Here is a 20,408-nt window from a genome sequence, read left to right as displayed (position 1 = left end):
CAGGATAAGTGCGCACCCGCATCATCGCGAGCCGGTCTGCCACGCCAATTCCGGAAACTTCGCACCCGCATCATCGCGAGCCGGTCTGCCACGCCAATTCCGGAAACTTCGCGCCCGCCGGCATCGCCCAGGTTCCATTTGGGCCGAAATTCCACCCGTGAAAGCTCGACGGCTGTCCCAGTTGATAGGTGCTCAGGCCATTCGCGTTGGTCGGTGCCGTTCCCTGATTGTTGCCCGCGATGGCCGGGGCGCCCGAGCCGTTCCACCAGTACACATCGTTGGCGATTGTGCCCTCGTTGAACATCGCGAGGGCCCCCCCGCCTACCCAGCCCCTCGCGGTGACTTGCACATTCGCGTAGGACTGGTCGATCTTCCCCGTGCCGGTGTTCTCGTAGACAAGCCCGCCGCCGCCCAAGGCATCGCCAATCGCGTAGGACTGCGAAATCGTGCCGCTGTTGCGGCCGACGAAGCCGCCGACGCTGCCACGCAAGGACCCCACACCGGCCATCGCCGACGATTGGCTGATCGTGCCGTTGTTGATACCAACCAGACCGCCCGCCCAGCCGAACGGCGTCCACACGGAGTTGATGCTTGTCGACGCACGTTCGATCGTTCCGTTGTTGATGCCGACTAGGCCGCCCACCGTGTCCTGCGCCGCGCTGCCCCTCAGGCCGCCGCCCAGCGACACGGTAACGTTCGTGATCACGCCGTCGTTCCGTCCGGCGAGTAAGCCAAATGCGCCGTTGGCGCCTTGCCCGTTCGCGCTGGTCAACGCGAGGTCGCGGACCACGCCGTTCGAGCCGACGACGCCGAACAGGCCACCGTATTGCAGGTCTGCCGAGGTGCTCGCCGGGGATGACCACGTCAGGTTCCGGATCGTGTGCCCAAAACCGTCGAACTGGCCGGTGAAGGCCGCGTCGGGTGTCGCGCCGATCGAATTGAACGCGACCTGCTGCACCGCCCCCGGATTGGTGGCCGATGCATCGATATCCTTGCCGAGCGCATACGTCCCTGCGAGATTCTGCGACACCTGCTGCAGGTCAGCGAGCGTGTTGACGAGCTGGTATCCAGTCGCCTGCGTTACCAACCCGCTGTACGGCGCCGCCGTCCAGCCTGTGTTGGTCAGAATGGTGCCCGGGCTGTACTGCCCGTTCATGTCGTACAATGCGCTCACCACGCCTTTGCTCGACGACCAGTCGATCGTCCCGCGGTTCGTCACGCTCCCGCCGTCGTCCCCTCCCGCGGAATCCGCACGGAGCGTCAGGTTCCCGCCACCCGCGTTGCTGATCGTCGTGTTCGGCGCAATCCTCACGTCGTGCACCGCGCCCAGCGTCAACGAGGCGTCGCCATGCCAGAGCACGTTCGCGCCGACGGTCAGGTCGCCGCTTCCGCCATTCGTGCCGTTCGCCTCGACATCGACCGACGTGCCCGCCGTCAGGTTTCGCGCCACCGTCTGCGCGTTGGCGCCGTCCAGCGTGAAGGCCGGTGCGCCGAGCTTCCACAACCCCGCCTGCACGGTCGCCCCCGCAACGTCCAGTGACGTGCCGCTCGTCTCGACCGTACCGCCCGTGCCGTTTGCGTTGACCGCCGAAATCCTTCCGTTCGCTTGTACACTGCCTTGATTCGCCACCAGCCATACGTGCCCGTCCCGCACCGCGGTGCCGGTCGCGCGAATCACCGCGTTATTGCCCGCGAGCGCAAACACGTTGCCGTCGGCCGCCTGCAAACTCACTTGCGCCGCGCGAATCGGCCCGGAATTCGCCACGATGCCTCCGCTGCCGGCCTGCACGAATACCTGCTGGCCCGTCGCAGAATCCTGCAGCAGTACCTGCTGGCCGGTCGCCAGTTCCGCGGTGCCTTGCGGCGCGTCGATACTGCCCTGGTTCAGGACCAGCGTGGGCGAGATCAGGAACACGTCGCCACCCGTCGAGCTGATCCGCCCGAGATTGACGACCGCACCCTTGCCTTTACCCGACAAGGTCAGCGGGCCGCCCTGCATGAACGCCTCTTTGTCGATGTCCAGGGTCGACGCGACAAAGCGCCCGCCCGTCGACACCACCCCGTTGGGGCCGACCAACACGCCTTGCGGATTCAGCAGATACACGCTACCGGTCGCCTTGAGCGAGCCAAGAATCACCGAGGGATCGCCACCCGTCACGCGATTGAGCGTCGCGCCCGTGCCGTTGTTGAACGTCACGCTGCGGCCGTTCCCGATCGAGAAGCTACGCCAATCGATCACGCCGCGTGCCGAACTCTGCGTGACGGTCAGCGCAGCACCACCGCCACTGATCGCACCGCTGCCGGCCGCGAATGTGCCGCCCTGCGGCAGCGGCGACAACTGCGCCTGCGCACGCTCGGTATAAACGAGCGAGCACGCGATTGGTACCAGCATCGCGAGTACCCTGGGCACAAAGATGCGCATTGAGGACGTGCGAAACGACATGACTTACCCCCAAATTGACAGGATATTTGGCTCGGATCGACCAGCGAACGAGATTGGATGGCAACATGCGATTGCTTTTGCTTCTTTCTTGCTCTTGCTTCGACCTGGCGGAAAGACCGGCGCGTGGCGGTGCGCCAGCCGAATCGAAACGGACAGGTGGAGCAGGATTCACACCGACCGAAGTCTTGCTTTCATACGACGACATACCGTGGTCAAGCGTAGCGGGTGGCCCAATCGACGGATGTGCGAACGCTTACACTTCTGACGAGACGACAGATTGACCCTGCCTCGCTTTCACGTACGGCAACTCATGCAGCGATGAACCTGGCCTCGTGGTCGACTGAGGCAAGGTAGTCGATCGACGCGTGCGGGCGTTGCCGACCGTAATTGCCTTCGATCCAGTCGACGATTCGGCCCGCCACCTTTCCATCCCCTCGTCGATCCGAATATCGATGGCCTCGCAAGTCGCTTACCCACGTCGTGAGCGCCTACGAGCCGAACACCACGAAGATTTCCGCCAACGGCGCCCTCGATCCATTCGGCGCCACGGCGCGCAACGGAAAACCCAGCGTGCCGCGCACGCTGACGAAACGGTCGGCCTGAAACCGAACGCCCGCGCCGATGCTAGCAAGCGACACATTGTTGAGCTCCGTCGGCTGCACGATGCGGTTCCATACGTGGCCGGCGTCGAAGAACGCGAACGGCTCCAGCGACCCGATACCGACACCGAACGCCGGCGCGCGCAGTTCCGTCTGGACGTTCCAGCCGCGATCGCCCTGCGCCGCGTAGGGCTCGTAGCCACGCACCGTGGCATCGCCACCCAGGCTCATTTCCTCGCTCGGCAGCAGCGTGTTGCCGGTCCACTGCGCCTGCGCGCGCGTCGACCACGTGAAGTTCGACGCGCCGAGCGGCAGGTCGCGATGCATGGCGAGCTGCAGATACTGGTAGCGCGGCGTCGCACCGAGCCGCGACGCGTCGAACGCGTCGGCGCCATTGTCGCGGTCAAGACGGCCGGGGCTCGCAACCAACGTCACGTTCAGATGCGTGTCGCCGGACGTGTCGTGCTTCGTCGCGTCATAGGCGAACACGAACTGATGCACGTGCGTGTTCGCGTTAAACACCTGAAAGCCGCCGAATTCCAGATCATTGTTCGACCGCTTGAAGTCGTAGCCGGCCTGCACCTGCTGCTGCCACGCGCCGACTGACGGCAACCGCCGGTCGTAGCGGAAGCTGATCTGCGCGCTGATGCCGCTTTGCGCATAGCTGTCCGGCAAGCGCGGCGTGCTGCGCGCAAACGACCCGAAAAGCTCGACGCTGTCGAGCCACGGCAGCGGCGCGACGAGGCTCATCGCATGGGCGATGAAACGCGGCCCGTTCGGGTGGCCCCCGATATCCGGGGTGCCGCTCAGCAGGTCGTTGCTCGCGGTCATCTGATAGCCGAATCGGACGTCCGAGCCGAACAGGTTGCCATAGTCGATTCCCGTGAGCATACGGTCGCGGCCCAGTTGCGGGACGCCGTCGTTGTTGTAGCCGGCGTAGACCCGCAGCGGCAGCCGATCGTCGGTCTGCAGCACGACGTCGGTCGTGCCGGGCCCCTCGCCGGGCGCGTAGACGACGTCGACGCGCCGGTACGGGTTCGCGTTCAGCAACGCTAGACCAGCGCCGATGTCGGCTTCGCTGATCGTGCCGCCCGCGTGCAGCCGCATCTCGCGTTCGAGCAGAGCCGACGAGAAGTAGCGGTTACCACGCGCCGTCACCTGTCCCACCCGGAATTCCGCCACCGCGATCGTCACGTCGCCGCTGTTCACGTCCTGTTCCGGCAGGTACACGTCGACGAGTGGCCGCCCCGCTGCTCGATAGGCCTGCACGACCGCTCGCCGAATCTCGGCGAGCCGCGCGAAGCTCAGCGGATGGCCAATGTCGGCGGAAAACCGGTCGAGGAACGGGCGTGTGAGCAGCGGCAGCTCGGTTGCACGAACAGCACCGTCGATGCTGGATGAGCTTGAGCAATCCGGCTGACCGACAGCATCGGCGCGAACAAACGCGATGCCGTGCAGGCGCGCGACCGCCACGTCGATGGAGCGGTCAATAGGCAACGTTGGCGCGGGGGGCTGGCTGGTGACGGGCGGAGGCAACGGCGCGACGGCGCGATACGATTGAGCATGCGACACCGAGACGGCGAGCCATGCGAGCGCGAAGACGGGTACGGCACGCAGCTGGCAGGAAGCCGATCTTTTCAATCGACCGGCCAACCGTTGCCATTCCGCCGGCTGCTCGGCAGATGCCATGGCCGACATGCAATGCGTCGCAAAGGCGCACACCAGGCTCGACGCCAGCTTGCCGGCAGCACCCACGACATGCTTGAAGAACGCGGACAAGGGCTTTTACGATAACGGAGAGAAAAACCGCAAAACGACGTGCGATGCGATGCAGGATCGGTTAGCGTGATCCCGGCGCGCCCGGCTGCAGGAATCCCGGCCCGACTGTCGCGACGCGTCGGGCCGGGCATCTACCCCGACGTCGCTCGAAACGAATACGACATCGCAACTGCTTCCTGCCTGGAGTCTCGGCGAACGCTCGTGAAGCAGTGCCCGACAACGCGAGCCCCGCCTCTCTCCAAACCATTCCGATCGAATGAAGGTTATCGCACGCCTTTTCGTTCCTATGTATGGAACATGACACTTCTCGGCCTTCGGCTTGAATGGGTCAGGCTGATGCTGCGCGCACGATGGTGGACGCGACGCTGATCCGCACCGTGAGGTCGACGAGGAATACGTCGGGCAAACGCAAACCGGAGATGCACCAGGACAAGAACGGGAACCCGTGGTATTTCGGCATGAAAGCACGTATCGGCCAGGACGCCGATTCCGGGCTGGTGCACACGGTGCAATACACATTGGACAACGTCAAACGGGTTACGCGGCGATCTGATTCAGACAGAAGCGCAGCGTAATGCGGCAGGCGATCGGTCATTGAAACACGCCTGTGCAGGTTGCCAGTAATAGAAGAGCCCGATATATTCGCTGCTCGCTGGCCGCGCCCGCTCGCCGGTAGCGAAGCGTTGATGATCGACCCGTTCGCTCTCCAGAACGAAATGCGCGCCCGATCCCGCCCGGACATCGTCGATTGAATCGAAGGCCATTGCAATCGGAAACGCTACCGACCTCAATCGGCTACCCCGCCCTCGTCGACAACGAGGCCAGGTCGATCGCTGCATGCCTCGCTGCACGTGGAGTCGAGGTAGGGAGAGCAAACACATTTCATCGAATATAAACGGCCAGGATATCTCATGAAATTTCGCTTCACTGTTTTAGCACGCCTCTCCGGATCTTTCGCCATCCTTTCAATTTCACGACCATCACAGCTGCTCACCGGCCTCCGGTTGACCATCATTGGTGCACTGCTGGGTCTTTCGCTAGGTGCTTGTAGCGGTGGCGGTGACAGTAGTAACAGCACTGCCGGGGCATCGGTTACGTCACCCGCGTCAACGACCACCGCGTCAACCACCGCGGCAGTTCCCTTTTTTGGCGTAGCCGGACACTACGTGGAAGGCGGCATTTTCTCATCGGTCCCACTTGCTACTCAGGCGGCGACCCTCGCAGATCTGGGAGTTCAAAGCTATCGGCAGGATTTGTGGATACCGAATCATATCGACACCGCCGCAGCCACGATTATCCCGGGACTCGGCTCGAAAGTGACTATTCTCCCGATGATCGAAGCGTACCCATGGAACGACCCATCCTTGAACGGAAAGCAGCCGACCGAAGAGAGTGCTTACGCCTATGCGTACAGCCTCGCTGCATATGCGGCGACCAAGCTGGCGGGCATTCCCATGGTGGAGTTTGGCAATGAGTACGACCTCGATAGTCATAACAAACCGATTTTAAGTGATGGCGAGAAAATTTCGGATTATGACAATTCCACGTTTCCGATCTGGCGCGGTTCGCTGCGCGGGTACCTTGACGGCTGGCGCTCGGTCGATACCCGTCACGTAACGAAGCTCATTGCGAACGCGACGTCAGGATGGGTGCATTTCGGGTTTCTGGATGGCCTGATGACCGGTACTCAACCCGATGGAACAACTGGCCACCCGAAGATCACGCCCGACGTCATCCAATGGCATTGGTACTCGGACGGAGGAGACTTCGAGAATGCAGTGGCCGCCTCTGGAACATACAACGTATTGGCGCGCCTGAAGTCGAGCTACAACCTCCCGATCGTTTTTACCGAAATTGGTATTAATCAGGATTTCACCGAGGCGCAAGCACAGGCTTACATCACGAAAACCATCCCTGAGCTTGTCGCGGCCAAGGCCACGTACAACGTCATCGGTTTCAACTGGTACGAGCTTTACGACGACACGAGTGGCACGTTTGGATTGATGACCGACGGCACAAACCAAAAACCACGTTACGCCACGTTGAAATCCATGATCGCGGCGCATGCGGCGATGGTGCAATAGCACAAGGTCAATCGACCTGGTAATCGCGAAGGCTGATTGATTTAAATTAATACTGCCGCGGCAACAATATTACAGCATTGCCGGTAGTAGACTGCCTCAGCTTCCGCGAGCGGGATATAGCCTGGTGATTCCATCAGCCGATGGTAGCTGGGCCATAACCGCGCAATCGCACCTGACAATTGCGTTTCCCACCGTTCGAGCAATTCCGATCCTGAAATTATGGAGAAGAATTGAAGAAGGATCTACGCCGCTCACCCGCGCCAGCAGCAGTGTCGTACACGTCGCTGGCGCTATTGATTTTTCTTCCAATAATTCAGATTGATGACCAAGAGCCGCTAATATAAGTCATCCACGAATCGCGAGCAGATAACGACAGCAGCCCCCTCGAACCGGACAGGTGTGCGCTCGACAACCCAGCGATGCCGTCCGAGCCACTCACTGCTTTCCACGCCGCGACCGGCCGTTCAGGGCTGCTCGATCATCGACCGTGTGCCGCCGTCCAACCATGGGCGGTGGCGTGAATTCCGGAATCAGCCGTTCCAGCGCCACCTATAACTCGTAACTGATTTAGCGTCTCGCCATGCCGCGGCGATATGACGTTCGCAGCCTCATGTCCGGGTTTGTGTCAGCGACTCTGAGCCTTCCGGTTTCTTCGGCCGCTCCGGCATAGATACCCGAGACGTCTCGAGACGTCCCAAGACGTTCGTTGAATTTATTAATTCGCATCTCATCACATCAAGACTGACGCCTTAGGACACCCCGAGACATCAGTCCAATTTACCATCTCATTATTCCGGATAAAATACAAACCATGACGTGAAATTTATATTTTTCACAAATCACGCAAGACGTCAAATAAAAAACACCAACGACCACAACCTTACAAGGAGGCTGGCAATCGAAATATAATCCAATACATTTACCTCACAAACATATATCCATGGCAATTTTATTATTGGAGAATCAATCATGATTTCCAAAATAATTAAATTCCCGCCAAATCTCGCAAGATATGAAAAATTCGACATTCAACACGACCGGTCGAGCATGACTAGACTCGGGTTGGGTTGGGCAGTGCTCATTATGGCGCTGCTTGGATGCCGGATAGCAATCGGACAGACGAATATACCCGAGCCTGGCATCAATTTGGGCAGCGAAATCAACGATATCATCACCCAGAATCCAAACAACCCAACACAAGCCATCAACAACTACATGGCTGGTCTTGCAGCGACAGGCGCCCAATGGGTTCGGATCGAAATCAACTGGGCGAAAACGCAACCCTCGCAAACGATGATCAATGTCAACGACCCCAATCCGAACGAGAGCAGCGGATTGATCTGGGGGGTGACGGACACGATCATCCGTGCGGCCCGCAACAATGGCCTACGAGTCCTTGGCTTAATTTTGCTGACTCCTCCTTGGGCAGCAAGTCTGGAATGCTCGATAAGCTATCAGAAGACGAACGGGGTTTCATCCTGGCTATGCGCACCGGATCCGATTCTCTACACCGACTTTGCTCGTGCCGCTGCCAAGCATTACAGCAGCGATAGCTACGGCGGCAAAATCGACGCATGGGAAATCTGGAACGAGCCTAACTGCGGCATCGATTTTATGCCCCATGATCCGGCACTTTATACGACTCTTCTGAAGACCGCATATCCTGCCATCAAGCAGGCAAATCCAGCGGCCTACGTATATGCGGGGGGGAGTGCAGGCTGTACCACGTATCCGAACAACACAACTGGCGCACTTCCGTCGCATGGCGTGGCAGGGCTTGTTCATTCGACTAATCCACGTTATCCCGCACCAACACAGTGGAATTCGCGTGACTGGTTGGCGGTGATGTACGCGAACGGTGCCCGAGGGTATTTCGATGCACTTGCCCATCATCCGTATTGTTATTTCGACGACTGGCAATCAGCGCCCAACCAGTGCCCAAGCGCGACGCTCAACACCACATACCCGCAATATTCGAATGCGTTCAACATCATGTGGCATTCCTTTACATCACCGTCGTACGGCTGGCCATCGAGTAATGGAAATACTTTCGCAAGTTATACGGGTACGAGCCTGCGCGACCTGATGAGTGCGAACGGCGATGGAGCAAAAGCAATTGTCCTCACGGAATTCGGCGCGCCAACCACCGGCTCCGATGGCGCGACGAACTTCACGGGGAAATTGGGCGGTTCCTCGACGCAATATACGAACGCCAATTTTCAAACCATGCAGATGTCGCCGTATCTGACACAGGCCAACCAGAGACGCGAATATAGTTCGTTGATGGCCTGGGTTGCACAGCAACCGAAGGGTACTTACGGTCCGGTGTACATATATACCTATTCGGATCAGGCGTTTTCGTTACCGACCAGTACAACCATCTACGAACCGTACTTTGGCATCGTGACGCTCGGCTCCACGACTGGAACGACAGGTACTCCGGGGCTCCCCAAGGTCGCAGCCGCTTGTATACGGTCGATGGCACTTGCGCTTACCTACGGATTTTGGTCGAATCCAAGCCAAGTTGGATGTTGACGGTAATCCGCCAAGAGACGGTTTCATAAAGACTGCCGGGTTCGCCGCAGGGTATTCCGGCAGATCAGGTAACAGCAGAGTTTGAGGAACGCTTCCTGAATATCGGCGCGACGTTCAAAACGAATACGCAGGCGGCGGAAATGATGCAGCCAAGCATGAGTACGCTCGGCGACCCAACGGACTGTTCCAAGGCTACTACCGTGCAGGTAACCGCACCGCTCGTGAAGGATGCGTCTGTATTTGTCGCAGCCTTAACCACAGTCGGCGTTGACGCGGGCAGGACGGCTCAGAGGCCGATCACGCACGCCGCCGCGCCGATCGGCACGATGGCCGCGATCAGCGGAACCAGTTGGGTGATGTCGTTACGATTGGCGCCGGTCAGGATTGCCGCGATCGGTGTTCCGTTGGCGGCGGTGGCGATGTGGTGCTTCGACCCTAGTCGCGCTCGATCGGGGAGGTTCGGGCCAGTTTTTCGCCCCCCCAACCACACGAATCGACGATGAGTCGACGGCACACGGGAGAAGTTGATCTTCCCGGCTGCTCGCGGTTTCGCCAGCAGCACCGCGTGCAGTCGACTCCACACGCCGGCAGGCTGCCAATCGTGCAGCCTGCGCCAACCACTTACGCCCGAGCCGCATTCCATTTCGGACGGCAAGTCGCGCCAACGAGTGCCCGTCAAAGCCGCACGGTCCGCTGCTGGCTTGCGACCGAGGTACTTGAAGCGGTGCGGCAGGCGGAGATAGCAGTGGTTCGATCAGTGCCCACTGTTCGTCATCAATGAGTGGCTTACCCATCTCCTTGGCCCGTCTGTCTCGGCGGCCAAGGCTAACAGGATGCCGAAAAAGCTGACAGCCTCCTGGACTCCTTTTGAAACCGTCTCCAAGCCAGACAGTGCACGGACACTTCGATCGACTCCCTCCGAACTCCGATATCCGGCGCTGTAAAAGATTCAATCCGGAAGGCGTTCGAATTCACGCCTTTTCCTGGTTTCGCCGGCGCCGTTCCACGAATCCGCGGAATGGAAATTCCCGAAATTCCCCCCTCTGGCGCTCCGTCGAACGAACCGGAACGCCACGCGTACGCAAGAGTTTGACGACCGTTTTACTCGAACCCTTGTCTGCATTGAAGACGTGCCCCGCTATATCGGCACCGATGCTCCGCAGACGCACCAACGCAGCCTCGACGTCGGCGGCGCGCGTCAAGCCGCTGCGCGAAACCAGTACGTGCGCGTCGCAATTCGCGCCGACGATGCCGAGCGCGTCGTTGCTTTGCAATAACGGCGGTCCGTCAATGACGACGAAGTCGTAACGCTGGCGTACCGATGCGATGAGCTTCGTGAGTTCAGTGCCTTCGAACAATTCGCCGGCTGACGTTTTGCCCGGTAAGCCCGCCGTCATGATCGAAAGTTGACTTCCCGCCACGCGTAGCGTCACGGCATCGGGCAACATCGAGCCGTCGAGCACCTGAGCGAGACCTGGGCCGCCGGCCGTCGACGAAGTGCGCAAGTCAGCGTTGATCAACAGTACGCTGGCGTTCGTTCTCGCCAGCAGATATGCAAGATTCGACGACACGAAACTGCAGCCGACTCCAGCTTTCGCCCCCGTGAACAGCAAGACCTTGCCTCCACTGCCCTTATGAGGCTCCGCGAGCACAATCTTCAGGCTGGCACGCAATGCGCGCACCGAATCGACCCCCTCGTCGTCCGGATGCGTGGCTGCCAGCGGCAACGCCGCCGAGCGAGATTGGCCGGGCGCGGCCGCCAATGCTGGCGACGACGCCACGACCGCGAGACACGGTCGGTCGGTCAGCCTCACCAGCGCAGCCGGCGAATACAGTTCACGGCGGTACAGCGACTGCAGATGCACGCCCGTCAGTGCTAAGAACACTCCAGCGAACAGCGCGCCTAGCACGATAATGCCGCGCCTGGGCCAGACAGGCCGAAACGGCGCTACCGCCCAGTCGATGGCTGTCACGCCCGGCGCTGCGCTCGAAATAGCGATCTCGAGCTGCTGCGCGTTGGTGAGCACGCTCGTGTAAAGCTGTGTCGCGATCGCCACCTGGCGCGACAGGCGCACAAATTCTCGCTGAGTCGTGGGCAATTTGGCTGCCATTGCACTCGTATCGCGAATCTCTCGTTTCACCTGGTCGAGTTGCGCCTGCACCGTCTGATACTGGACACTTTTTGGCAAAAAGTGCTGCCTGACGTCGTCGAGCGAGATCTGCAACGCGGTCTGGTGCTCCGCGAGGGTATTGAGTCTGCTAATCAACGCGGCACCTTGTTGATCGACGTCGATCGCACCGTTCTGTGTCCGGTATCGATTCAGATCGTCCTCGGCTTTCTGCAAGTCGTGCTTCAGCCCCGGTAACCGCTGACGCAACGAATCGAGGTTGCGTCGTGCGCGATCCGTCCGGAACGCGAGGTCATGCTGCAGATACTGCTGCACGATCGCGTTGACCATTTTTTTTGCTTCCCGTGCACTGTCCGCCTGATAGCTGAGATGGATCATCGAAGGCGATTCCAATGTCGAGTCGCGGTTCGGCACAACCGTCTTCAGATGCTTCGATACGTTTTCGTACACAAGCGGCTCCGGCTGCTTGCGCACCGAGTATTCGATACCGGGACGCGCTCGCAAAACGTCGATGCGCAGTCGGCCGGCCGTTGCTTCTCCAGGAAGCCTGAATGACACAGTTTCGCCGACCTTGCCGTGCGCAAGCGCGTTGTTGTCGTCGTCATAGAGCGTCCAGATGTTCGGACCTTCTGCGACCACTCTGAATCGATCGCCGAGCGCAGCTTTCGGAATCGAGAATTCGCCGATGTCGAGCCTCTCGCCGCCCCACGCGTAACCGCTCAGCCCGAGCAGCGCCGGCGCGAGTGCGTCTTCCGCATCGAAGCGCGATGCAAGAAGCGGACCGATCAGCGGAAACCGGCTTGCGTTGCGGATATCGAGATCGGCACCGGTTGCATCGATCGCGTTGTCGATGACCGCGCGCGAAATCAGCATCTCGCTTTCATCGGACGCGGACGGGGACGCCATGATCGTTCCGGAGACGTCAGAGAGCGAACTGATCGACGAACCGGGCTTCGTCTGGACACGTAGAAGCGCTTCGGCCCGATATTGCGGCGTGGCAAGCAGCGCATACAACACGCCCGTCACGAGCGTTGCGCCGATCGTTGCGAAGAACAGACGACGATGCTGCGTAACGACATGCCAAAGCTGTGTCACCCCGGATTCGTCCGGTATCCGCTGCGGATATTGAATCTTTCGAGCGTTGAATTTCATGTTTTTTTCTGGATGATGCGACTGTTTCCGATCTTGCTCGCCGGCTATCGGCCAGTCGCTGAGACGATGAACACCGGGCCCTGCTCCTCGCGGATCGTCAGTCGACGACGCGAGATGTCGACCGGCGCTCCATACAGATCGGACGCGGACGTACCTGCGGCAGGTAACTGTGAAAGGTCAATGTCGAGCGTGTTGTTTCTTTCGTAACACCAGATCACGTATTTCACGACGCCTTCGGCACGGAATTGCAAGAGCGCGAAATGCCGAACAGGATCGAGGAACAATTGCGCGCCGTGTGCATTCGCGGTGAACACGAAAAGATTCCGGACCGCGACGTACGCCGGCAGTGGCGTGTTGTCGGCGTCGAGCAGACCGAAGTTATGTTCCATGTTTTTCGGGTCGGCGCCGTCATTGCGCATGTCGTAGTAGGCCGTGAGCCCGATCTGCGCAATCCAGTCGACCAGGAGGCGTCGCACCGCGTAGCGAGCCTGGCGCTCGCGCGCGACAGGATCGTGGCCGTCGCTGGTGTGCGACACATACTTGTATCCATAGGTCGGATACGACCACTCGGTTGCCCAAATGGCGGGAACGGTACGATACGTGGCAAGATCCTGCGCGAGCGTGACATAGTCGCGTAGAGCGGTCTCGGGCTCATCTTGCCGATACGGATGGACGCTGACCGCGTCGGGCGCGGGTTGCGACGCGCTGCCGATATCGCCTACCGCCCGAATGAATGGCAAGTCGACCTGCTGAACGCCGCCCGTCGCGACGACAGCATTCGGATTCGCGGTTTTGACCGCTCGAACGGTTGCCTGCAGCAAGTTCCGGTACTCGGCCGGCGATGGAGGCGCAAGCCAGTAGTCCTTGTGGTCTTGTTCGTTCCAGACTTCGAAGCGTACCGGCTGATCGCGAAAGTGCCGCGCGGACTGCGTCGCATACTCGGCGAACGCGTCGACCTGTGCGGGCAACGTCGGGGGCTGCTTGGGCGCGTGTCGTGGATGCTGATAGCCGAGGATGAACAGCGCACCGAGCCCTCGCGCACGCAGGTTGGCGACGAGTGCATCGTAGCGCGAGAAATTCCAGCCTTGCGGCATTTCCACCGAATCCCAGAACAGGTCCGTCCGGACGAAGGAGAATCCGGCGGCTCGCACCGCATCCAGCAGCACCGGATCGTCGATCTCGTGAATCGCGACACCGGAATTCGCTCGCGTATCAAAAAAGCGCGGGAGAGCGACGAAAGGCAGCGTCGACGATTGCGTAGTATTCGGCAGCACGAGCGCCGGTTCGTCCGAGCTGGCGGGATTCAACACCATCGATATGGCGGCTGCCCCGAGCAGCGCGGTTGCGAACCACTTCGCCCAAGATCTCATGCGTGCATGTTCGATGGTCATAGTCACCTATTCGCCGCCCAAGTCGCAGCGTGACTCAGGCCATCCCGACCGGATCGAGTCTCCTGACCAGCATATACGGTAAGCGTACGGACTGCGAGGCCCGCGAAGAGCAGACAGCCAAGCGCTTCGAAAATATCGGTCGTCACACCGCTCAACAGCACGAAGAGCAGCATCAGCCATGCTTTCGGGTCATCGGTACGACTGGCCAGCACGCGCTGCACGAACACGAGCATGACGAGCAAGGCCCCTGCTACACCGATATTCGCGACGACATAGAGGGCGGCGTTGTCGGAGTAGCCGGTATTGAAACCGAAGTCGGCCGTGTAGTACGCCGTCGCGGAACCGAATCCGCCGGGCCCGATGCCAAACCAGAGCAGGTCTGCACGCGCCATGCCATCGAGCAGTTTCGGCCAGGTATTCAACAGCCGATCCTGCATCGACGCGAGCGACCCCGAATCGGTGACTCCCACATTGGTCGTCGCGGCAATGACCCATCCCGCGAGTGGCAATACGACCATCAATACCGTCATGACGATACAGGTACGCCTGAGGCCCGGTGTTTTCAGCGCAGCGAAACAAAGCAGCACGAGCGAAAGCGCAATGAGTGTCGTCTTGTTGGTGGTAGCCCAGATCGCGAGCGCCGACATCGCGAGCAGCGCCACGACTACCAGCACGTTGCGCTGGCGCGGGACGAGCCACGCGGTCAGCAGGCCGATCACGAGGCCGGTAGTCGCACTGCTTCGACCGAAACCGGGCAAGCGCGGTACAGTGCCGACATAGTTGGACGACGCGAGCTGCACATTGACGCCGTTGACGTCGATGCTGCCGCCAACCCATGGCAGGTGTACAAACCAGTTGAGCATGACCCCTGCGCAGCAGGCTGTTGTCAGCACGACGAACGCGAACCGGATCGCGCTTGACTCAAGCATGTCAAGTGCGCCGGGAGGCATGAGGAGCACGAACATCAGGGGCGCTACCGTCCATATCCAGAAACATGCGGCCACGAGACTCACACCGTTCGCGAGCGACACACACATCTGCATGGCCAGGAAACTTGCAACAAGTATGGCGTCGACGCGTGGGCGTATCACGAGGCCGAACACGATACAGCCCACCATCAAGGCCTTGGGCAGATAACCGAGCAATGAAATTCCCGCGAGCGACGTGTAATAGCGGATTGCGCCGGAAAATACTTCACTCGCGAGCGCGATCATGAATGTTGCAGCCCACAGCCGGCTAATCGATCGGTTTCCATTCATGACGCTGGGTACACAAGTTTTCGAGCAGAGCGACGCGAAGATAATGCGCGCGACGTCATCGAGCAGAAGGCCATCAGCTCGTTCGCGCGAGCCAATCCTGGCGAATTGCACTGTGCAGGCGCGGTGAATCGTCGCCGTCCTGCCCGATTGTTTCGCAAGTATAGGGTCGTGCAATCGGAAGAAAAGTTCGACAACCAACACTTTCAGTGGCCGCGACGTGGAACAATCGTAAATTCGGAACATCACGCTGGCGCGCCCCACCGCCTCCGTATCGGCAGCGCGCGAATCGCGTCAACCCGAACGCGCCGACAGATTGATCAGACCGGCCCGTTCGCGATGGAGCACATATACGAGCGCGACCGCTACGGCTGTTTCGGCGATCAACACCGCAATAGCCGCGCCGCGCTCGGCAAACAACATGGCAAGCGGCGGCAGCAATGTCACGTTCAATACACCGGACGAGATCAGGATGACGCTGAAAGCGCGCTTCATACCGAGCGGCAACATCGTTTGAACGCCGAACAGATCCGTCATGCATGCCATGAACGGCACCAGAGCCAGGCAACGCAGCACGCCGATCGTCGGCGCAAACGAGTTGCCGTACAGGATCCGAACGGCAATCGGTGCGCATGCGTAGATCGTTACCGACATTGCCAGCACCAACGCGCCCTGCATCACGATCAGCTTTCGCAAGAACGAAAACGCTTCGTCACGCGCGTGATGCATCAGATAGGTTACGTGCGGATAGGTTGCCGCCCTCAGCGGTTGCAGCAGACCGACTGCGGCTCGGATCAACTTGTCACCCGCGGCAAAATAGCCGGCGGCGACACTGCCCGAGACGATACTCAGCAGGACGGTATTCGTCGATGCGTAGAATGAGATCGACGTCGATGCGAGGAATACCTGCGAGCCGCCCTTCAGGGCGGTGGCGATGTCGGCAAACCGTACGCGGACGCTTTCGATCTCACGATGAAGGAACAGGTACGCGAGCAACGTCACCCCGCAAAGCAACGGCACTGCCGCGTTGATGGCGACCGCGTGCAGGAGATCGTCTGACGTGCGCACCCACATAAAGATGGCGACAACACTAAGTGCACGGTACACAACCACCGTGACACTGTAGACGCTCAGCTTCTGGATTCCCTGAAAGTACCAGCCCGGCGTAAGCGCGGCACCGATCGCCATCCCGAATCCGATCAGCAGGGCCGTGCGCTCCACCGCGAAATGCGGAATGAGCGTGGTCAGCGCGACAAGTACGGCGAAGCCGGCGACGGTAATTGCCCATTGGGCGCAAACCGTTGTCCAGAATATGCGGGATCGCTCCACCCTGTCGTTCGCAAGCGCGACACGCGGCGTTGCAGTCAGGTCGAAGCTGTAATTCGCCAGATTGATGAAATACGTCGTAACCGCAAGCACGAACGACAACCGTCCGTACTGTTGGGGACCGAGCACACGCGTCAGGAGAGGCAACGTAACGAGCGGCACGACGTACGTCGAGATTTGCAACAAAAATAACAAGGCAAAGTTTTTTCGGACGGCGATCATCGTGCTTTCCGGGGCTGAGTGTGAACAGTGCGCCGACTGTCAATGTGCCCACGTGCGCGGTACATCCGTGCCAATGCCGAGTACGGCATACAGCGACGACGCATAGCATTCGACCGAGTAACGCGACCAGTCGTAGTGACGATTTTCCTTGTCAAGGTGCGCGCGCAGTTCGGTGAGTGCGCGCGCAAAGTCTGCAGACGTATTCCGGTAGCGAATCTTATTGCCGATCTCATCGCCGAAGGTCGACAGGCTTCCGATGTCGTGTACAAGCGCCGGCAGACCGAGCATCGCCGCTTCGACGATCACGAGAGGCGCGTTTTCCACCCAGATCGACGGCAACACGAGGGCATCGTGCGTTGGAAGCGCGGCGAACAGCGTCGCATGATCGAGGCGCCCGGCGAAACGCAGCCTCCCCGACTCGACGAGTGTCGAGTGATGTTTCTCCAGGTTGCTCCGTTCCGACCCGTCACCATAGACAGTGAGCGACGCAATCGCATCGCCGGCCGATTCGTTCATGAGCGCAAGAAACTGAGCGAGGCCCTTGTCCGCTTCCAGTCGACCGACGAACGCGAGATCGAGGAAATCGCCTCTGGCAGGTTTCGGCGGACGGGGAACCAGCGTCGAGTCAATCGGGTTCGGCAGAAGTGTGGCGGATGTCCGACCGCACCGTGCGATCAGGTCATGCATGAACGGACTCGGACAGAGGATCTCGTCAAACAGGCCAAGCGGGTCGAAAAGCGCATTGACTGCATGCCAATGCAACTTCTTCGCGACGTCGTGAAGAAAGCCGCGTGGACTGGCGGTGAAAACGAAACGTCTGCCGCGATGCAATTGGTCGAGCGATAACGGTTGCGCGCGCCCGCGGGAATAGACAAGCAAGCTCGGGTTGTAAAACAACAGATGGTAGTCGTGCGCGGTCATGTATAAACCACATCCCGAGCGCCGCTTGTAGCGGGCAAGCACAGGCAGGATCGCGCTCGACAGCAGGTTGTGGTAATTGTGCACGAGGATCCGTTGCGGACGAAATCGCTCAAGCAGCGTCACGAGCGTACGTGCAGCGACAGGCGACCACGCGCGCGCGCGCCGGCTGTTTCCAACATCGGTCGGCAGTGTGTTCTCGTCGAAGGTTTCGACCACAACGTCGTTGCGTGCACGAAGCACGTCGACGGATACCCGGTACACTTCCTCGGCGCCACCCTTGCGAACGAAATCGTTGATGACTAGCACACGCATCACGACGAACCTGCATGGCGCGTCAACTGCGGCGCGCAGAGTTTGCTCACTTTTCGGCATCTCCGGCAATTTCGTTGTATCAACATTCCTGAACAGCCTCATGGCGCCGACGCCGCCGAAAGCGGGCAACGCGAGAAATTGACGCTGCCACGATAACGTGTCGAAAGCCAAGGTTCTGTTCGCACGCTTACTTTCGGGCGGTTAAGAACAGACCGGCCGGCGCACCGGGGCATGTACCGCCCCACTCACCGGCAATCTACCCTTCATTCAGCCGTCTCCGACACGGCGGCCGCGCCGCGTTCGTTTTGGTGCGCGCTCGCCCGATGCTACGGCGTCACCCGTTTCGCTTCCGCTTCCGCTTTCGGGGTCGCGGCAGGCTCTGCCGGTGCATGCCAGCCGGCAAGCAACTCCGCGCAGCGGTCAATGACGTATTGCGCGGCGGCGTTGCCGTGCAGCGAATGATCGAGTGCGTCCTGCGTATCGACCGATACATTCGGCAAGTGCGCGAACGCACCTGACACGGGACCGAAATGCCGAACCACGACATCGACGCCGGGATCGAACGTACCGTAAATGAAGTGAGCCTGGATGCCGCGCGCAGACATGTCGCGCAGTAACCCGCGTGGCGTGTCCTTGCCCGCCCCCCAGCCGACACGCTCCATGAGGCGCCTGACCGGCACGGTCATGAAATCCGCGAGGAAGCGGATAAGCGCGCGCAATACCGGACGCAGATCGCGACCTTCGAGCAGCAGGCGGCGCCATTTGTCGACGCTGCGCAACGATGCGACATAGCCGCGCATCGAATTGGTCTGGTTATTGACTACAGTCGCAAGCGTCTCTCCGCGCGGCCAGACAAAAACCGGGAGATTAACCGCGATCACGCCGGCAAGCGGTCCGCACGCGGCGGCATGAAGCGATGCGTACGCCCCGGAGCAGATCCCGAACGTGACAATCTTGTGATGACCGGCCTCTTTCAGCCAACGCGCGGCGGAGACCATGTCGGCAATCATCTGCTCCGAATACGGAATGTCCGATTGGTCGTCGCGTGCGCGCCGGCTGCTGTCTCCAATGCCGCTCGAATCGATGCGCAGGCTGCGGATGCCGAGCGCCGCGAGCGATCGGGCCAGCCGAACTGCAAGGCGCCCGTCGGCGGCACGCGGATTGGCGGCCGTATTGGCGATCAGCAGTGTTGGTGCCGCGACGCGGATGGAGTCGCCGGCCGGTTCGCACAACACGCCAACCAGCTGTTGCGGTCCCACGCAAATCACCCGTTCGACGCTGCCGTTTCCGGTCAATTCAATGCCGGACGCAGGGCGTTGCACTGCGGCGCGAACGGCTGCATCAGGTCCATCGTCGATCCAGTTCGCGATCGTCTCGAGCAGCGCATTGGGCAGCCGTGACCAGTGCGGCTCGCGCATGGTGACCGCCCAGTCCGAACACGTGTGGATGCTCACCACGACACCGCGCTCCTGCAGCGCGTCCGATAACGCCGGACTGTCGCCATACGGTACATCGACGAGCAACGCGCGCGCCGGCAACGTACGCATACGGCTAGCAGCCTGGCACAGGTCGATGCGCCGCAGCGCGCCGACGAGATCGTCCGGATAAGTATGGCCGAGTACGTTGAACCCCCGTTCGTCGCGAACCGCATCCCGCACGGTCGGAGGGGCGTTATCGAGCCAACGTTGCGCGACGAGCGAAAGCTCTCGCACGTAGCTGCGGCCACGCACAACAGGCGCAAGTGCGATGAAACGCGTAAGCCCCGGTATGCCGTCCGCAGCCAGGAACGCCAATGCCGCGCCAGCGCGCACGCCGATGAGCGTCAGGCTGTCCAGCGCGGCGTTTTCGCACAACGTCCGAACGGCATGCCGGATGCTCTCGAGCATGTGGTCGAAGCGTTCGGAATCCCGTTCGTCTCCGAGCGAATCGCCGCTCGTCGGATAGTGAAAGCGTAGTACCGGGAAACCGCGGTCGGCGAGATGCTCAGCGATTGAACGCACAAGTTTGTGAAGCCAAAGTGCCTCATGGCCGAGCGGTTCGCAAATGACGATGCCATGTGGTCGATTACCCTCGTGAAGCCACCCGACGCATCCATCGAACTGGATGGGTGTCATGGTTTGGTCCTTGTTTTAAGTGTCTGATGGGCCGGATTTCAATGCATGCTTGCCGCAGGCCAAGGAGCAAGCGGACGATCATTGCTCAGGCGTGCAATGAGATGCGTGCGTACTACGCGCGAGCATTCGCCGAGGACCACCCCGA

The 20,408-nt window shown here is 60.4% G+C and carries 10 protein-coding genes and 3 pseudogenes; 3 read left to right on the top strand and 10 right to left on the bottom strand.

What is annotated here, in order from left to right:
• Nucleotides 1-70: 70 nt before the first annotated feature.
• Nucleotides 71-2,443, bottom strand: coding sequence for a filamentous hemagglutinin N-terminal domain-containing protein (locus U4012_RS00550; RefSeq protein WP_321795240.1), 2,373 nt, complete (start codon nucleotides 2,441-2,443; stop codon nucleotides 71-73).
• Between the two features lie 488 nt (nucleotides 2,444-2,931).
• Nucleotides 2,932-4,740: a ShlB/FhaC/HecB family hemolysin secretion/activation protein gene (locus tag U4012_RS00545; protein ID WP_415750348.1), complete on the bottom strand. Its 1,809-nt coding sequence runs from the start codon at nucleotides 4,738-4,740 to the stop codon at nucleotides 2,932-2,934.
• Nucleotides 4,741-5,168: 428 nt separating this feature from the next.
• Between U4012_RS00545 and U4012_RS00540 the strand changes: the two are divergent.
• Nucleotides 5,169-5,366, top strand: a pseudogene (locus U4012_RS00540) (transposase); the annotation flags it as partial.
• Nucleotides 5,367-5,732: 366 nt separating this feature from the next.
• Entirely contained in the window at nucleotides 5,733-6,905 is a 1,173-nt protein-coding gene (locus U4012_RS00530) for a beta-glucosidase (RefSeq protein WP_321795235.1), read from the top strand.
• A 335-nt stretch (nucleotides 6,906-7,240) separates the two neighbouring features.
• On the opposite strand, the pseudogene U4012_RS35870 reads toward U4012_RS00530, so the two are convergent.
• Nucleotides 7,241-7,366 (bottom strand): annotated as a pseudogene (locus U4012_RS35870) (IS5/IS1182 family transposase); the annotation flags it as partial.
• A 586-nt stretch (nucleotides 7,367-7,952) separates the two neighbouring features.
• Here U4012_RS35870 and U4012_RS00520 point away from each other — a divergent pair.
• Nucleotides 7,953-9,440 (top strand): cellulase, encoded by a 1,488-nt coding sequence (locus U4012_RS00520; RefSeq protein WP_321795987.1) that lies wholly within the window; start codon nucleotides 7,953-7,955, stop codon nucleotides 9,438-9,440.
• A gap of 23 nt (nucleotides 9,441-9,463) precedes the next feature.
• Here U4012_RS00520 and U4012_RS00515 read toward each other — a convergent pair.
• From U4012_RS00515 to U4012_RS00485, 7 genes and pseudogenes are all read right to left on the bottom strand, one after another.
• A pseudogene (locus U4012_RS00515) lies at nucleotides 9,464-10,234 on the bottom strand (IS5 family transposase).
• A 177-nt stretch (nucleotides 10,235-10,411) separates the two neighbouring features.
• Nucleotides 10,412-12,721, bottom strand: a complete 2,310-nt coding sequence (locus tag U4012_RS00510; protein ID WP_321795233.1) for a GNVR domain-containing protein — start codon at nucleotides 12,719-12,721, stop codon at nucleotides 10,412-10,414.
• A 44-nt stretch (nucleotides 12,722-12,765) separates the two neighbouring features.
• Nucleotides 12,766-14,112: a cellulase family glycosylhydrolase gene (locus U4012_RS00505; protein WP_415750342.1), complete on the bottom strand. Its 1,347-nt coding sequence runs from the start codon at nucleotides 14,110-14,112 to the stop codon at nucleotides 12,766-12,768.
• A 2-nt stretch (nucleotides 14,113-14,114) separates the two neighbouring features.
• On the bottom strand, nucleotides 14,115-15,572 hold the full coding sequence (locus U4012_RS00500; RefSeq protein ID WP_415750341.1) for a hypothetical protein: 1,458 nt from the start codon (nucleotides 15,570-15,572) through the stop codon (nucleotides 14,115-14,117).
• 90 nt (nucleotides 15,573-15,662) lie between these two features.
• Nucleotides 15,663-16,916 carry a flippase gene (locus U4012_RS00495; RefSeq protein WP_321795229.1) on the bottom strand — a complete coding sequence of 418 codons (1,254 nt, stop codon included), beginning with the start codon at nucleotides 16,914-16,916 and terminating at the stop codon, nucleotides 15,663-15,665.
• Nucleotides 16,917-16,955: 39 nt separating this feature from the next.
• Nucleotides 16,956-18,149 carry a glycosyltransferase gene (locus U4012_RS00490; protein WP_321795983.1) on the bottom strand — a complete coding sequence of 398 codons (1,194 nt, stop codon included), beginning with the start codon at nucleotides 18,147-18,149 and terminating at the stop codon, nucleotides 16,956-16,958.
• 326 nt (nucleotides 18,150-18,475) lie between these two features.
• Nucleotides 18,476-20,263, bottom strand: coding sequence for a serine aminopeptidase domain-containing protein (locus U4012_RS00485; RefSeq protein WP_321795227.1), 1,788 nt, complete (start codon nucleotides 20,261-20,263; stop codon nucleotides 18,476-18,478).
• Nucleotides 20,264-20,408: the final 145 nt, after the last annotated feature.

Origin of the sequence: Burkholderia sp. BCC1988 (genome assembly GCF_905339895.1) — a bacterium.
GTDB lineage: Bacteria > Pseudomonadota > Gammaproteobacteria > Burkholderiales > Burkholderiaceae > Burkholderia.
This window is presented reverse-complemented; position numbering and strand designations above follow the sequence as displayed.

What these genes read in the sequence shown, in the direction of transcription:
- U4012_RS00550 (WP_321795240.1), bottom strand. Translation starts at nt 2,443, where the DNA reads ATGTCGTTTCGCACGTCCTCAATGCGCATCTTTGTGCCCAGGGTACTC.
- U4012_RS00545 (WP_415750348.1), bottom strand. Translation starts at nt 4,740, where the DNA reads ATGTCGGCCATGGCATCTGCCGAGCAGCCGGCGGAATGGCAACGGTTG.
- U4012_RS00530 (WP_321795235.1), top strand. Translation starts at nt 5,733, where the DNA reads ATGAAATTTCGCTTCACTGTTTTAGCACGCCTCTCCGGATCTTTCGCC.
- U4012_RS00520 (WP_321795987.1), top strand. Translation starts at nt 7,953, where the DNA reads ATGACTAGACTCGGGTTGGGTTGGGCAGTGCTCATTATGGCGCTGCTT.
- U4012_RS00510 (WP_321795233.1), bottom strand. Translation starts at nt 12,721, where the DNA reads ATGAAATTCAACGCTCGAAAGATTCAATATCCGCAGCGGATACCGGAC.
- U4012_RS00505 (WP_415750342.1), bottom strand. Translation starts at nt 14,112, where the DNA reads ATGACCATCGAACATGCACGCATGAGATCTTGGGCGAAGTGGTTCGCA.
- U4012_RS00495 (WP_321795229.1), bottom strand. Translation starts at nt 16,916, where the DNA reads ATGATCGCCGTCCGAAAAAACTTTGCCTTGTTATTTTTGTTGCAAATC.
- U4012_RS00490 (WP_321795983.1), bottom strand. Translation starts at nt 18,149, where the DNA reads ATGCGTGTGCTAGTCATCAACGATTTCGTTCGCAAGGGTGGCGCCGAG.
- U4012_RS00485 (WP_321795227.1), bottom strand. Translation starts at nt 20,263, where the DNA reads ATGACACCCATCCAGTTCGATGGATGCGTCGGGTGGCTTCACGAGGGT.